This is a genomic window from Pseudomonas zanjanensis (assembly GCF_014268745.2).
In the GTDB taxonomy this organism is placed as follows: Bacteria; Pseudomonadota; Gammaproteobacteria; order Pseudomonadales; family Pseudomonadaceae; genus Aquipseudomonas; species Aquipseudomonas zanjanensis.
On the sequence record NZ_JABWRB020000003.1, the window covers coordinates 38,834 to 53,156 of the forward strand.

General features: G+C 59.2%; 9 protein-coding genes. 8 read left to right on the forward strand and 1 reads right to left on the reverse strand.

The genetic code is table 11. The annotated features are described in order from the left end of the window. The first annotated feature begins 5 nt into the window (after positions 1 to 5). The 6 genes from HU715_RS20010 to HU715_RS20035 all read left to right on the forward strand — a co-directional run bounded on the left by HU715_RS20010 (position 6) and on the right by HU715_RS20035 (position 11,540). Positions 6 to 2,183, forward strand: a complete 2,178-nt coding sequence (locus HU715_RS20010; protein ID WP_186709597.1) for a lipase family protein — start codon at positions 6 to 8, stop codon at positions 2,181 to 2,183. 657 nt (positions 2,184 to 2,840) lie between these two features. Continuing rightward, positions 2,841 to 3,200: a DUF6124 family protein gene (locus HU715_RS20015; protein WP_186709599.1), complete on the forward strand. Its 360-nt coding sequence runs from the start codon at positions 2,841 to 2,843 to the stop codon at positions 3,198 to 3,200. A gap of 352 nt (positions 3,201 to 3,552) precedes the next feature. Further along, entirely contained in the window at positions 3,553 to 4,107 is a 555-nt protein-coding gene (locus HU715_RS20020; RefSeq protein WP_018611688.1) for a hypothetical protein, read from the forward strand. A 549-nt stretch (positions 4,108 to 4,656) separates the two neighbouring features. Then, positions 4,657 to 5,688, forward strand: coding sequence for a histone deacetylase family protein (locus HU715_RS20025; RefSeq protein ID WP_186709600.1), 1,032 nt, complete (start codon positions 4,657 to 4,659; stop codon positions 5,686 to 5,688). Positions 5,689 to 5,699: 11 nt separating this feature from the next. Continuing rightward, positions 5,700 to 6,800 (forward strand): polyamine ABC transporter substrate-binding protein, encoded by a 1,101-nt coding sequence (locus HU715_RS20030; RefSeq protein WP_186709601.1) that lies wholly within the window; start codon positions 5,700 to 5,702, stop codon positions 6,798 to 6,800. A 129-nt stretch (positions 6,801 to 6,929) separates the two neighbouring features. After that, the gene (locus HU715_RS20035) at positions 6,930 to 11,540 is read left to right on the forward strand and encodes a dermonecrotic toxin domain-containing protein (RefSeq protein WP_186709602.1); all 4,611 of its coding nucleotides are present in this window, start codon (positions 6,930 to 6,932) and stop codon (positions 11,538 to 11,540) included. A gap of 43 nt (positions 11,541 to 11,583) precedes the next feature. Here HU715_RS20035 and pdxR read toward each other — a convergent pair whose 3' ends face one another. Beyond that, positions 11,584 to 13,131 (reverse strand): MocR-like pyridoxine biosynthesis transcription factor PdxR, encoded by a 1,548-nt coding sequence (gene pdxR / locus HU715_RS20040; RefSeq protein ID WP_186709603.1) that lies wholly within the window; start codon positions 13,129 to 13,131, stop codon positions 11,584 to 11,586. A 100-nt stretch (positions 13,132 to 13,231) separates the two neighbouring features. On the opposite strand from pdxR, the gene HU715_RS20045 reads away from it, so the two are divergent. Further along, complete coding sequence (locus HU715_RS20045) at positions 13,232 to 13,873, forward strand: FMN-binding negative transcriptional regulator (protein ID WP_186709604.1); 642 nt, start codon at positions 13,232 to 13,234, stop codon at positions 13,871 to 13,873. 2 nt (positions 13,874 to 13,875) lie between these two features. Continuing rightward, a complete protein-coding gene (locus HU715_RS20050; RefSeq protein ID WP_186709605.1) occupies positions 13,876 to 14,322 on the forward strand; it encodes a GNAT family N-acetyltransferase in 447 nt (148 codons plus the stop codon). Position 14,323: the final 1 nt, after the last annotated feature.

Sequence of the window (14,323 nt, forward strand, 5' to 3'; positions counted from 1 at the left end):
CGCGTATGACATCGTTTCAAAAGGAATTGGAGTCGAGGCTAAGCAGTCGCAATTTGGCCTGTCCTGTCGGGGGTAGATGGACCAGTTTTCAGCTCGTCGATGAGTTTGGTTCTGGCGAGCCCTATGCGGGACTGGCCTATATGGCGACCGATTCGGAAGGACAACAATACTCAGGCAACCTGGATGCCATGGGCATCGGCAAGGTCATCAACCACTACGCAGGGCCGCTTGCCCTTGCCTTTGAACAACCGTATCAAGGGCAGGAAAAGTTTTATATCGAGCTTCAACGTAGAACTCACTACCCTCTCCAAATCACCGAACTACAAGTCCGCGCCGAGCAAACCCGCTACCTGAACCCAAACGCCACACGCACCCGGGAAAATCCCGCACAAGCCTGTGCAGACGATTACTTCCAAGTGGAAGTACGGCACTTGGTCAAGCATGTCGCGCACTTGCCCCCCGAGGTGTACCGCCATTACCCAGCCCCTTCGGGGCCGGCACGGCTGATGGGTGAACATGGCAAGCTCGGCGTAGCGCTGATGCCGCAAAAACACACGGTGCTGGAAGTTCGCCCGTTGCGCGCCTTGCGCCCCATGCTGTCCACCGCCCCTGAATTCTGCGCGCTCAACTTGTATCAACTGGCGCTCATGTCGACCTTGACCTACTGCCCCTTCGGGCAAACACCTGACAAGGCTCCGATAACAACGCCGCTGAGCTTCACCAAGCAACCAAGCGTGGGCAATTGGTTCGCGGATGCATTGGCCAAGTTCGAAGAACTCGGGGAGTTCTATCCGGAACAGACAAAGCCCTATTACCCGCTTTATGAAGACGTGCCCTACTCCAAACGCCTGGAGATCGTGCCGTTCGACCCAGCCCTCTACGCGGTCAACGATCCGGAATTGGGTGCACATCAGGAACATCCCGCCAAAGTCCATTTTCTCGATGACACCGACAAGCAAGAAAGCACCGACACCCAGGCCTACATCACCCACAACGACGAACTGATCCTGATAGCAGTACGTGGCACCCAGCAAACCGCCGACTTCCTGCGCGACGCCGATGCGCTCCAAGTGCCGTTTGAAGAAGGTGTCGGCCAGGTGCATCAAGGGTTCTATGGTGCCGCCAAGAAAACTGCGGCCTTCGTGACGAGCTATCTGGACAGGTTCTACGCCGGCCAAAAACTGCTGATATGCGGCCACAGCCTGGGCGGCGCGGTGGCGTTACTCCTTTCAGAAATGCTGCGGCGCAGACCAGAAGGCTACACCCTCCAGCTTTACACCTACGGCGCCCCTCGCGCCGCCGACGCCACTTTCACAAAAAACGCCGAAGCCTTGGTGCATTACCGAATGGTCAACCACAACGACCCGATACCCAGCGTCCCCGGCAGTTGGATGAATACCAAGAGCGATGTTTATGGCACAGGGTTGGCCCTTGCATTCGCCAACGTACCGGTCGGCCTTTCCGTGTTCGTGGCGGGCATCACTAACCTGACGGGCGAGCGCTACGAGCACCACGGCATTTTGCGGCACTTCCTGCCGGTGGAGTTCGATCGCAGGGAGCGGTCTTCAATCCTGTGGATGCCCCAGTGCGACACCATCACCCAACACCCCGCCTGCGAGGTGGCCCTCAAGCATAAACATGGCTTGCCGAACCGCCCGGCATTGCTGGCCCAACTCATCCAGACCGGTGATCACTTCATGGTCCCCAGCTACATTCCCGCTTGCTGGGCGACCCTGCGGCGCTGGCAGGAAGCGCAAATCCGCGGAAGCACGCTGGCGACAAAACGCGAATATGAATGGATCGACAATGCACTGACGCGGATTACCCAACAGCTGCGTGATGAAGAGCGTTACCTGGCGGGAAGGGGCGCGCCCAATGGGCGTAGCGAAAGCGCCGTCAACATTGCGCTCATCCGCGAGGTCGACAAGATGCACAACACCCGTGCGCGCCTGGCGACGCTGCGCACCGCGTCGGTCAGTGAAAAAGATGTCTATGGGAGTTTGTCGGAACAACCTGAGCAATTGGCACAAAACCTGGCTCGCTGGCAGGCGCATCCGGAGAACAGGGTGGCCGAGAAGTTGGCGATGGCGCCGGCCATGGATGACGACGGGGAATTGATCCGTGGTGGTCACGGGTATGCCATTGGCGAACCGTATACGCTGGATCTCGATTTCATCATCTGATCGGTATGGCGGCCAATACGACGACTGCGCCGCCGAGCGGGAGCAAGCTCCCTCGCCACAGGCCGTGCGTGCCTTCAGATCGGGTGTGCATGTGCTGGCGCCATCGCGAGCAGGCTCGCTCCCACAGGGGATTGGCGGTGGGTGCTCATTCTGTGATCACCTCGGGTTGGTCAACGACGCCCAACCTGTGGCGAGGGAGCTTGCTCCCGCTGGGCTGCGCAGCAGCCCCAAAAAGGCGGGCACATTCCTACAGAAAAACCGCTGCGCCACCGAGCAAGAGCAAGCTCCCTCGCCCCGATTCCTGGGCATTACCAAGGCTTGTTTATTCTCCCGCCGCAACGCTTCCACCCAGCTACGAATCCTTGCGCCATTGCCTACAACTACGCCAGAATCCGCCCGCTTGTGCGCCTTGCCCAAGGGTTCTATCGTTTCCCTGCCACTGCCCATCAGTGGTCGGGTTTAGTAGCCCGGGGTTGTGTCAGTAGGATGCATGAGCTCTCCGTCCAAGCAGGTTCCTACCTGTCCTTGATGGTGGCTGTGCGCAGGGCGCTTCGGCGCGCCGGCAATGCTGATCTCCCCGGTCTACTAACCTGCGTACAGCCGCCACCCTTCTTTTAGTAGGGAAGAGGTTGCGGCTTAACCATGGAGTATCAGCACATGTTCAAGCCAACACCGAATCCCCCCGAAGCAGATCGCAGCTCTACGTCCACCAAATCCAAAACGAAAAAACAAGACGAAGCAGAAAGGCGCGCCTTGGATTACTACCTGCAACCGAAACCGGAAAAGTCCGAAGATGCATCCAAACCGGACCAGCTCTTCACCGTGTCAAAAAACGCCGACAACGAATGCCTGCTCGCCAACCTCAGCGAAAACCTGGCATCCGCCGACGCGATGATCAGCAACCTCGCCTTCGACCTGGAAGGCCCCCGCCGCCACATCGCCCTCGGCATCCAGCAACTGATCGAGATGAGTTCATTGCTGGCCAGCCGTGCGCTGGATAACGTCGACCCTCGCTAGCCGCAACACCACAAACCCGTGGCGAGGGAGCTTGCTCCCGCTCGGCGGCGCAGCGACCGCAAGATTTTAGGGCCGCTTCACGCCCAGCGGGAGCAAGACTCCCTCGCCACGGGTTGTAAGGCGCGTCTGACGGGTTGCTCAGCCCTTCCGCCAAGCCACGCTGCCTTGCGCCTTTGCCTACAACTACACCGGAACCCGCCGACTTGTGGGCCATACACTCAACCCCTATCGTCTCCTCGTCGCTGACATCAGCGAACGGCTTGGCGGCCAATTCGTCAGTAATTGCTGAACACTTTAAGCATCACATTCTTCTAGAGGGGGTGCGAAAAAAGTTGATATCAAGGATTTGGAAGTGGGGAAAGTTATACGGCGCAAATATGAGGAATGGCGGGCTTATGCCTGTGCGGCCCGCACAGCTTCCAACGAGCTATTGACGTTGCTAGCACAAGAACCAGCAGATCCTGAACGAGCGTCTGGTGTTGATTTTGCACTGGTGCGCTTCGGCAACATCGATGCTGATGCGCTCGAACAATTTAATCTATGGGAATCAGACCATGGTTTCCCCTGGCATGACTCTCCAGAGGTCATCAAAAGCGATGCCCGACATCTCGACCTTGCGCTGTGGTACGGGAATCTACTGTGCGGTCTATGCTTCGCCACACCCAGCGGCAAACGCACCGTTGTACGGATCAAGCTACTGGAAGGCCATCCCAAGCGGGAGAGTGGTTCACACCCGTTGAAGAGAAGAGTCATCCAGCTTTGCGTGCTTGCCGTTACTCAGTACTGCAAGATCATTGGTGCGGAACTCATTGAAATAGATAGCCCGTTACCCGGCGCAGTCCCTATATACGTCGAAAATGAATTTCAGATGGTAAACGGTGCCCTTGTGTTGACTCTTGATGAGTAATAGCATCATTCCAGAGGTGATCGAAAAATGAGCAAATTGAAAGCAACCCAACGCGGGAAGGCCGGCAAACATAAAGGGCAGGACAACTTTGACTGCTTGTACGTACGCGGCTTGCGCAAAGCTCGTGTCACAAGCTCAATGGATTTGCGGATACTCGACCGCATCCGTCGTGGGTCCTCCGATGAGCCTGATGGTGCACTCGCAGGCTCGCGCTTGGTCAAGCTATCTGCCAGCGCGTAACCCCCACAAAGTAAGCATTAGGCGGCCCATCGGCCGCTTTTTTATTTAGCAACTGGCAACAAAAAACGAAGCTGGCTTTCAAGCTGGAAGGCTCGCTTCAGCACTTCTTCGCTACCCCATCATTATATGGCCTCAGATAGCCTTGGTCCCCAACGCCCCGAACCAGCGCACACCCGCGCCAACAAGGGGCGATTTACGGTCAAACCTTTTGGCCATTTCGATCCCCTTTTGGCCTCTCCTGCCGTTCTCCAAAACCCCGCACACCGCAAGACTGTGTTCACACCGACCAGCCTTGCGGAGAACAACAAAATGCTGACGATCTACTCAGACGATCACCACCTGCACCACGGCCGCTGCGAGTTGATGGACGGGCAGTTGATGCCTTGCTTCGAGATGCCGTCCCGGGCCGATCATGTGTTGGAGCGGGTCAAGACGCAGGGGCTGGGGCCGGTGGAGGCGCCGCAGGATTTTGGCTTGGGGCCGATCCAGCGTATCCACAGTGCGGCGTACCTGGAGTTTTTCAAAGGCGCCTGGGACCGCTGGGCCAAGTACAACCGCGACGGCGATTTGTTGCCCTTCACTTGGCCGGCGCGGACCTTTCGCACGGTCATCCCCACCAGCCTGCACGGTCAACTGGGTTATTACAGTTTCGACGCGGGCGCGCCGATCACCGCCGGCACTTGGCAGGCGGCCTACAGCGCCGCGCAAGTGGCCCTCACCGCCCAGGCGGACATCCAGCGTGGTGCGCGCAGTGCCTTTGCGTTATGCCGCCCGCCGGGGCACCACGCTGCTGGCGATTTGATGGGCGGTTATTGCTACCTCAACAACGCGGCCATCGCCGCCCAGGCCTTTCTCGACCAGGGCCATAAGAAGGTCGCGATCCTGGATGTGGATTACCACCACGGCAACGGCACCCAATCGATTTTCTATGAGCGCAGCGACGTGTTGTTCGCGTCGATCCACGGCCATCCGGAGGCGGAGTTTCCGTTTTTCCTGGGTTATGCCGACGAGCTTGGCGAGGGCGAAGGTGAGGGTTTCAATTTCAACTACCCTTTGCCAGCCGGTTCAGGCTGGGACACCTGGAGCGCGGCGCTGGAGCAGGCCTGTGGGCAAATCCGGGGCTACGACGCCGATGTCATCGTCGTGTCCCTGGGCGTGGACACGTTCAAGGACGACCCCATTTCGCAATTCAAGCTCGACAGCCCGGACTACCTGGCGATGGGCAAGCGCATCGCGGCGCTCGGCAAGCCGACGCTGTTCGTGATGGAAGGCGGCTACGCGGTGGCAGAAATCGGCATCAATGCCGTGAACGTTCTTGAAGGTTTCCAAAGCGCCCCATGAGGAACAACAGCATGAACAGACTCAAGCGTTTAATGGCTCCAGCCGTGTGCGCCGCGCTGCTTTGCGGCGCTGTCCAGGCCGAGGAGCGCACCTTGCGCGTCTACAACTGGTTCGACTACATCACGCCCAAGGCCCTGGAGGATTTCAAGGCGCAGAACAGCCAGATCAAGCTGGTCTATGACATCTTCGACACCAACGAGGCCCTTGAGGCCAAGCTGCTGACGGGCAACTCAGGCTATGACGTGGTGGTGCCGTCCAACGTGTTCCTGGCCAAGCAGATCGAAGCCGGGGTGTTCCAGCCCCTGGACCGCAGCAAGCTGCCGAACTGGAACCACCTCGACCCCAAGCTGATGAAGCTGATCGAAGCCAACGACCCGGGCAACAAGTTCGCCGTGCCCTACATGTACGGCACCATCCTGATCGGCTTCAACCCGGACAAGGTCAAGGCCGCCCTGGGCGCCAACGCGCCAGTGGACAGTTGGGACCTGATCTTCAAGGAAGAGAACATCAGCAAGCTCAAGCAATGCGGCGTGGCCTTGCTTGATTCGCCGTCGGAAATACTGCCCCTGGCCTTGCAGCACCTGGGCCTGGACCCCAACAGCAAGAAACCGGCGGACTATGCCAAGGCCGAAGCGCTGCTGCTGAAGATCCGGCCTTACATCACGTACTTCCATTCGTCCAAGTACATGGCGGATATCGCCAACGGCGACATCTGCGTGGCCGTCGGCTATTCCGGCAGCTTCTCCCAAGCCGCCAACCGCGCCAAGGAAGCCAAGAACGGCGTGACCGTGGACATGCGCCTGCCCAAGGAAGGCGCGCCGATCTGGTTCGACATGCTCGCCATCCCCAAAGGGGCGAAGAACCCGGACGACGCCTACACCTTCATCAACTATTTGCTGCAACCCCAGGTAATCGCGCCGGTGAGTGATTTTGTCGGTTATCCGAACCCGAACAAGGACGCGACCGACCTGGTCGACCCGGCGATTCGCGGCAACCCCAACCTGTACCCGACCGAAGCGGCCATGGCCTCGCTGTACACGTTGCAACCGTTGCCGAGGGACGCCGAACGCGCACGTACGCGGGCCTGGACCCGTATCAAATCCGGTCAGTGACCCTTTAGCGTCGTTTCATGATGACGCTATACATAGTTACCGCCTTTCCTGTTTTGGCGCCCTCTAGCATCTGGAACCCGAAGCCTTCGGCCTCGGGTTTTCCATTTATTGCGAAACAGGAAGATGAAGATGGCACTGCCTACCACCCCGGATCCGACGCCCGACGCGCACGCCCAAGAGGCGATAATCAATCAGTTGCTCTCAGGACCCAACTACCCGGAAGTGGCTGCCGAGCTGCTCCGAGAGGAGTTGATAAGGTTATATCCAACGTTGGATATCGATCCTCACACCACCGTTGTCATCACGCCGGCCTGGGACATGGTCGGCGACGAGATTATCCAGCGCCCCTCACGTTATGAAACGCTTGCCGCCATTATCGCCGCCCGAGTGGTCACGGATGAATCGGTGTTGTTGATTGACGGGCTGCATTTCCTGGCCCGGTTGCCCATCACCTTCCCCGAAGTGCATCTGCCCGTGCGTATCGACCAGGTCGGTCGAGTCATCAATGAACTGGTGCCCGCCGTCCTGCCCGCCTATCAGGAACAACAGCTGGCCTATTGGAACACCCCCCAGAGGGAGTCCGGGCCGCGCTGGCACCAGTTGTCCAGAATGTTACGAAAGTTCTGGAATGTCGACCAAGTTGAAGGCTGGACCTCGACAGAGTGCGGGATGGCCCAGCGGTTATTTTTATATCCCGACCGAGAACTCAGGAAAACCGCGGATCCCTATGATAGCCACGCATACCTGGTCGACATTGACGATGTAGATGGCGATAACGTGCGCCCGCTGGAGGACAACTCGATCATGGTCTTGATCGGCCAGATCGACAACAAGGAGGTCATCCTCACCCACTCATTGCTTAACGGCTATGAGAAATTCGACTCCAGGCAAGCGCTGGGCCAGTCGCTTCCGCCTTACCTTGGGCCCATGAGCGCTGGAAAAAAAATCCGCTGGCGACTCTATGAGCCCGCCGGGGATATTTTTGACAGCAAGGCCTGCGGCATCATCGCCATGCAGGTCAAGATCCTGGGTTCTCCGCATATTCTCACCGATATAACGTCCGACGAAGACGAACAACCTTCCACTCAAGGCTTGAATGCCAAGGATCCGGAAAATGAATGGTTCAAAAGACAGGTTCCCCTCTGGCTAAGGACTGCATCGATCTCCGACCAGACCTTGTTTGCGCAATACCTGCGCAACCTATCAGCGCTGAGCAGTTCCCAGGACGGCAAAACCTACCTGGACGACATCCCGTCCATCCAGCACTACGCCTCCAATGCGCTGAAAAAGCTGATGACGTTGGAACACGACGAAGCCTCCACGCTGGACTTGAATAAAATCGAGATAGAGGTACGCAGCCCGGTCGTGTGGGGCAGCTTCGTCGTTCCCGGCAAAATCGACACCACCCGGTTCAGCCTCGTAGAGCTTGCGTTGCAGAACCTGATCGCGATTCCGTCCGGCAATAAAACTGTACGGTCAGTCGATGGCACTCAGCTCCCCCGGTGGATGACGGTTGAATACATCGAGGATCTCATTACCCGAATCGATGTGGGCAAGGTTTACCCCGACCTGATCAAGCGAAAATTGCTGGACGACCCCACGGAATCCTCCCGTCGCGAACGCTTGTACACGACCCAGTTACGCCTTCAACTGCCAATGCTCGCGCTGGAAAGCAAATTGCGTGGACGAGACAACCTGGATGAGCTGGGTTGTCGGTATGTCATGGCATTGATGGAGGTCGAGCAAGCTAACCAGTACGTCGATGGGCAGCGTGTCGTCCTGCGCAAGTTGGCTTTCGTGCCGGAACTGCAACTGGGCAACTCAGAAGACATCGTTACCAATATGTTTGTCATTGGTGCACTGGATCAAAGTGCCGGGCCCTGCTTGCTCTATCGTCCATTGCTCGAACCGCAATTGAGCCAGTTCCCGTCGTTCAGCAACCTGTTATATGCAATCAGGCAAACGCCTTCGCTACGCCAGTCGGTCTTGGCCTGGCTGACCGACGACGCTCGTGTGACTTACAGCCGGTACGTTTTTCCAGGCCCACTGCCGTCACCCTGGGCCGCCGTGGAATTTGCGTTTGACTCGCTCACCTCTTTTTCCTACAGCGGGCCGGTCAGCCTGGCAGAAGAAACCATTGGGCCGGATGTGCTGTCGTTCCTATTCAAGGCTAATGCCAACGCCATGGTCGAGCTTGCCAACCGGCAATCGATTTCCAACAGCGAAAGCCGCTGGCAAGCGTTCAAGCAGACGGGGTGGTTGATTTTCAATCTGGCCCTGCCTTACCTGGGTACCGCCGTAGGCACCGCAACCTGGCTTTGGCAGATCCTGGATGACCTTGAACAAATCACACAGAGTGATGAGCAATCCGACAGCCAAACCAAGTGGGAAGCGTTCGCCGACCTGCTGTTGAACATCGCATTGGCCACCGTCGATTACGCCATCGAGCAATCCAGGCAATCCAAGCGCGGTCGCCGGAGCGAGGCGCCGGAAACCTTGCTGGCGCCACCGAAACTGCCAAGGCCTGAACTTGTCATCGAAAAGCTCGATCCGGTTACCAGCACAGAGCTGCCGCTCGAACACTATGAAACCGTCCATACCAGCGGTGCCTTGATGAGCAGATCGGCGGACGGCGCGAAACAGCTCGAACCTTTCAGTGTTCCTGTTCCCAAGGAACTGGGACAACCCAGGACTGACGGCGCGCTGCAAGGGTTGTATGAACAGGGCGGAAATTGGTACGCAAAAGTTGCGGACCAATGGTTCAACGTGGCCGTGGACGGGGATCAGGTCTCCATCATCGATGCGACGGATCCCTCACGCAGAGGACCCGCATTGTGGCTCGATGCCTATGGGATGTGGCACATCGACACGCGCTTGCGTTTGCGCGGCACTGGCTCCAAAGGTGCCCGGCAAAAAGTCGTCGCGCAGGCAAGACGCCGCAGCATCCAGCTGTTCGCCGAGTTGAATCAGTTCGAGGCGCGGAAGAAACAGGATCAGAAACTCCTGACCATGGAAGCGCAAGCATTCAACCAAGCCTCGGGGGCGGCCCGCGACATCAGGCGCGACGCCTATGTCGGCGCCCTTAAGACTCAGCGGGAAAGCTATGAGCAAGCGCTGAAGATCCTCACCGAATGGCCCGTGTTCCAGTCCAGGACCGACAGTCCTCGGACCCGGCTCGGCTACCTGAACGCGCAGATAAACTTCACCTTTGCCGAGATAGACGCGCTCCGGGAACGCTTCACCCCAGCCATGAGCAAAGGCTTGGGCATGATCACGTCTGGCGTGGAAGTGCTTGAACAGCATCATGTTGCCGCCGCCGAGGAGATGATCAGCGTCAGTGATGACATGATCGAACGCCTGGACTACATGGAAACACGCTTTTCCGGACTCAAGCAGTTGGGGCGTGAAGGTTTTGAGTTCGTTCGCCAGCACCGGGGAAAAATGCCCAGCTACAAAAGCGATGACCTGCGGCTTATCCAACTGGATATGTACCGCCATCTGTGTCTTTCGCTCGACAGCGTAAACACGATGCCCGAAGGCTGGGCGGAAATTAACCGGATCGTCGACAACGCCACGGTGGCATTCCAAAGCCTGCGCGACGCCATGGATGAGCGAAGCGTTATCCGGCTGGACGAACAGATCGATGCCTTCGGCAGTCTGACCGAACAGTTCGCAGCCATCGAGGAGCACCTGGACTATCTGAATCGCGAATACAAGGACAGCGCCAGTCCCGGGCAAATCGCTCGGATGCGCACCAAGATAGGCCTTCACAAAAAGCGCGCCTTGCGCCACTTGGCCCGCGCGCTCGACGAGCGAAGCAATCGGCGCAGCACCAACAGCCCTCACGACCAACGGCCCGCTCCCAGGAAAAAATTCATCAGGGCACGCTTCTGGGGCTTGGTCAGTGGCGAACCGCGCTTATCCCAAACGAGGGAAGCAACCGATTGGGTTGACGTGAAAAATCCATTTTCGGACAAGGTCATTATCACCTTCCACCGCAAGGAAACCGGCGAATGGGCACCCCACGTGATGCCAACCGCACCATCGGCCGTCCCGACACTTTCTATCAGCCTCAGCAAAGGCCAGGCCCTGATCGACGGACTGCCGGCATTCAAGGCGCAGCTAGAACAGGAGCTGAAACAGCCTGACCGAACACCCGCCGGTATCGGCATGATCCTGTCTTCCCATGCCGGCAGGATGGAGAACGTCGGCGTCGCGATCAGGAAAGCGCTCGACCAGGTGGAAGGTGTCGTTTCCAACGAAACGATAGAAATCTCCGAGCAAGACCGGCGCACAGCCGAATCCTTGCGCTTGCGGCTGAAACAGGAATCGCAGGCTCTGTATCGAGAGGAGCTCCAGACACTCCTGGCGATCATCAAGCAAAGCCCACCCACGATGGGCAGCGTCTTGTGGCTCAAGGAGCGGAACCAGATCGTCATCACCAAACAGATCAACCGGCAACGCAGGAAGCGTCCGCCTTACGGCTACCTTGACCGATACGAGATCAAGGATCGGCAAACCGGCAAAACGCTGTGGTTCGCAGACTTCCGGTATTCAACGGACTGGATAGCTGCCCGCACTTTCCTCTCTGCACGTCTCAAGACCTTGGAGCAAATCACCCAGGAAACATCGGTCGACCGCAGCGAAGAGCTCACTCAACGCCAATTGATCGACCTTTACCGCAGCGAAATCGCCGTGGACCAGGCCCAGCAAGTATTTTTCCCCAAGGAAAGGCCGTAGAAGCAAAGCCGGGCCATTGTGCGGATGGCCCGGCATCCGGCATTCAAATGTTCCACGCCTTCGCCAGGCTTGCCAGCGCTTTGCCGATCGCCATGGGCGGGACGGCGGCAAAGCCCAGCACCAATCCGCCGGCGTTTTGCGACGGCGCGGTTCCAGACAGCCAATAGTCACTCAACCCATTTATTTCCACGCCAGCGCCGGCCGCCTGCGCGATCAGCTCGCGCTCACGTTCGACACTGCTCACCGGCACCGTCATGTGCAGCCCCGCCACGACCGAAGGCAGCGGCCCCACGCCTGGGACCGCCTCGGGCCACCCTAGCAACAAAGCGTCACGCCGAGCCAGGGCGGCCCTGCGCATACGCCGGATATGCCGCTGGAAATGCCCGGTGGCCATGAACTCTGCCATCACGGCCTGGGTGCTGACTTCGGAGTGGCGTACGTCCACCGCGCGGCGTCGGGCAAAGGCGTTGACCAGGCCTGGCGGCAGCACAAGGTAGCCCAGGCGCAGGGCCGGGAACGCCACTTTGCCGAACGTGCCGACGTAAAGCACACGGCCCTGGCGATCCAGGGCGGCCAAGGGCGCCAGGGGCGCGCCGCTGTAGCGGTACTCGCCATCGTAGTCATCCTCGACAATCCAGCCGTCGCTGCGCTCGGCCCAGGCCAGCAGTTCCAGGCGCCGTGGCAGGCTCATGACGACTCCGGTGGGATATTGGTGGGACGGCGTCACGTAGGCCAGCCGACAATGGCTCAGCGCACCGAGCGCCGTGCAGTCCAAGCCATCGCCATCGACCGGCACGCCCTTGACGTCGGCACCGGCCACGGCGAACGCATGCCCGGCCGCGCGATAACCGGGATTTTCCACCGCCACGACATCGCCCGGATCCACCAGCAGCTGTGCACAAAGGCTAATGCCCTGCTGGGCGCCACTGGTGATCACAATTTGTTCAGCCGTGCAGTGCAGTCCTCGAGAGCTGCGCAAGTACGCCGCGATCAGCCCCCGCAGGCGTGCATCCCCTTGGGAATCGCCATAACACAGTTGCTGCAAGTCCGGCTTGCGCCAGAAAGCCGCATTCAGCTTGGCCCAGACGTCGAATGGGAACAGATCGAACGCCGGGACGCCGACCCTGAACGCTCGCGGTGGGCCACTGGGTGGCTGGGGCAAATGGTGTTTTTCGACGCGGTTCAACGCGCCGCTGTGGATAACTTTACTGGATGGAACCACAGGCAAATCGAGCCAATCTGTGGATAAGGTTGTGGGTAAACCTGTTGAAAACCCTGTGGATACTTTTGTGGATATGTTTTTCAGGGGCAAGGTCGTCGAGGACAGTTTCGCCACGTAAGTCCCGTCACCCACCCTCCCTTCGATGAAACCTTCGGCGTAGAGCTGGTCGTAGGCCCGGACCACGCTGTTGCGCGAGATCGACAGGGCCGCCGCCAGGTCACGGCTGGCCGGCAGGCGCGTGCCGCTGGCCAGGCGTCCGTCCAGCACCCGGGCACGCAATGCCTGGTAAAGCTGGCGGCTGAGCCCATGACGGCGGTCCAATTCGATGCCGGCGGGGTTGAACGACAGTGGCGGCGCGGCGTTGTGCATGACAGACCTCGTGAATGGACCTACCAAATTGGCCGGAAGTGGCTCTTACAACAGACCAATAGCCTGCCTAGGATGCTTGCATTCGCCAAGGAAAATCATCATGTACAACCCCAAAGCCTTTGCCGTCGAAGACCTGCCCCACCTGCAGCAGATGATGGGCGATTGCCGCCTGGCCGTATTGGTTACCCACGGTGAGCACGGTTTGCAGGCCAGCCATTTGCCGCTGTTGCTGGACACGCAACAAGGACCGAACGGCAGCCTCTACGGGCACATGGCCCGGGCCAATCCACAATGGCGCGACCTCGAAGCCGGCGCCGAAGCCCTGGTGATCTTCGCCGGTGCCGAGGCCTACGTCAGCCCGGGCTTCTACCCGAGCAAGGCCGAACACGGCAAAGTCGTGCCGACCTGGAACTACGTGGCCGTACACGCCTACGGCTGCGCCGAGGTGTTCAGCGACGCGCAGCGCCTGCGCGACCTGGTCGGCGCCCTCACCGACCGCCACGAAAGCGCTCGCGCACAGCCGTGGAAAATCGATGACGCACCGGCCGAGTACATCGACAGCATGCTCAAGGCCATCGTCGGCTTCGCCCTGCCGATCCAGCGCCTGGAAGGCAAGCGCAAGCTCAGCCAGAACCGCAGCCCCGCGGATGTCGCCGGGGTACGCAACGGGCTCGCCGCCAGCCCCGACCCGCAGGACCGGGCCCTCGCCCACCTGATACCTGAACAATCGTCCAAGGAGTGACCATGAGCCAACTCGACATCCGCCGCGTCAGCGCCGACGATCACGCCGCCTGGCTGCCGTTGTGGCAAGCCTACCTGCGCTTCTACAACACCCAATTGCCAGACGCGGTCAGCCAAAGCACTTGGCAGCGCTTGCTCGATGAGCGTGAACCGACCCATGCTGCCCTGGCCTGGCAGGGCGACACGGCGGTGGGCCTGGTGCACTTCATCTACCATCGTTCGAACTGGAGCATCGAGAATTCCTGCTACCTGCAAGACCTGCTGGTAACCGAACAGAGCCGTGGCACCGGTGTGGGTCGCCAGCTCATCGAGTTCGTCTACGCCACCGCCAAGGCCGACGGTTGCTGCAAGGTGCACTGGTTGACCCACGAAACCAACGCCACGGCGATCCAGCTCTACGAGCGCATTGCCGAGCGCCCAGGCTACATTCAATTTCGCAAAGCCCTTTAAG

What these genes read in the sequence shown, in the direction of transcription:
- HU715_RS20010 (WP_186709597.1), top strand. Translation starts at nt 6, where the DNA reads ATGACATCGTTTCAAAAGGAATTGGAGTCGAGGCTAAGCAGTCGCAAT.
- HU715_RS20015 (WP_186709599.1), top strand. Translation starts at nt 2,841, where the DNA reads ATGTTCAAGCCAACACCGAATCCCCCCGAAGCAGATCGCAGCTCTACG.
- HU715_RS20025 (WP_186709600.1), top strand. Translation starts at nt 4,657, where the DNA reads ATGCTGACGATCTACTCAGACGATCACCACCTGCACCACGGCCGCTGC.
- HU715_RS20030 (WP_186709601.1), top strand. Translation starts at nt 5,700, where the DNA reads ATGAACAGACTCAAGCGTTTAATGGCTCCAGCCGTGTGCGCCGCGCTG.
- HU715_RS20035 (WP_186709602.1), top strand. Translation starts at nt 6,930, where the DNA reads ATGGCACTGCCTACCACCCCGGATCCGACGCCCGACGCGCACGCCCAA.
- pdxR (WP_186709603.1), bottom strand. Translation starts at nt 13,131, where the DNA reads ATGCACAACGCCGCGCCGCCACTGTCGTTCAACCCCGCCGGCATCGAA.
- HU715_RS20045 (WP_186709604.1), top strand. Translation starts at nt 13,232, where the DNA reads ATGTACAACCCCAAAGCCTTTGCCGTCGAAGACCTGCCCCACCTGCAG.
- HU715_RS20050 (WP_186709605.1), top strand. Translation starts at nt 13,876, where the DNA reads ATGAGCCAACTCGACATCCGCCGCGTCAGCGCCGACGATCACGCCGCC.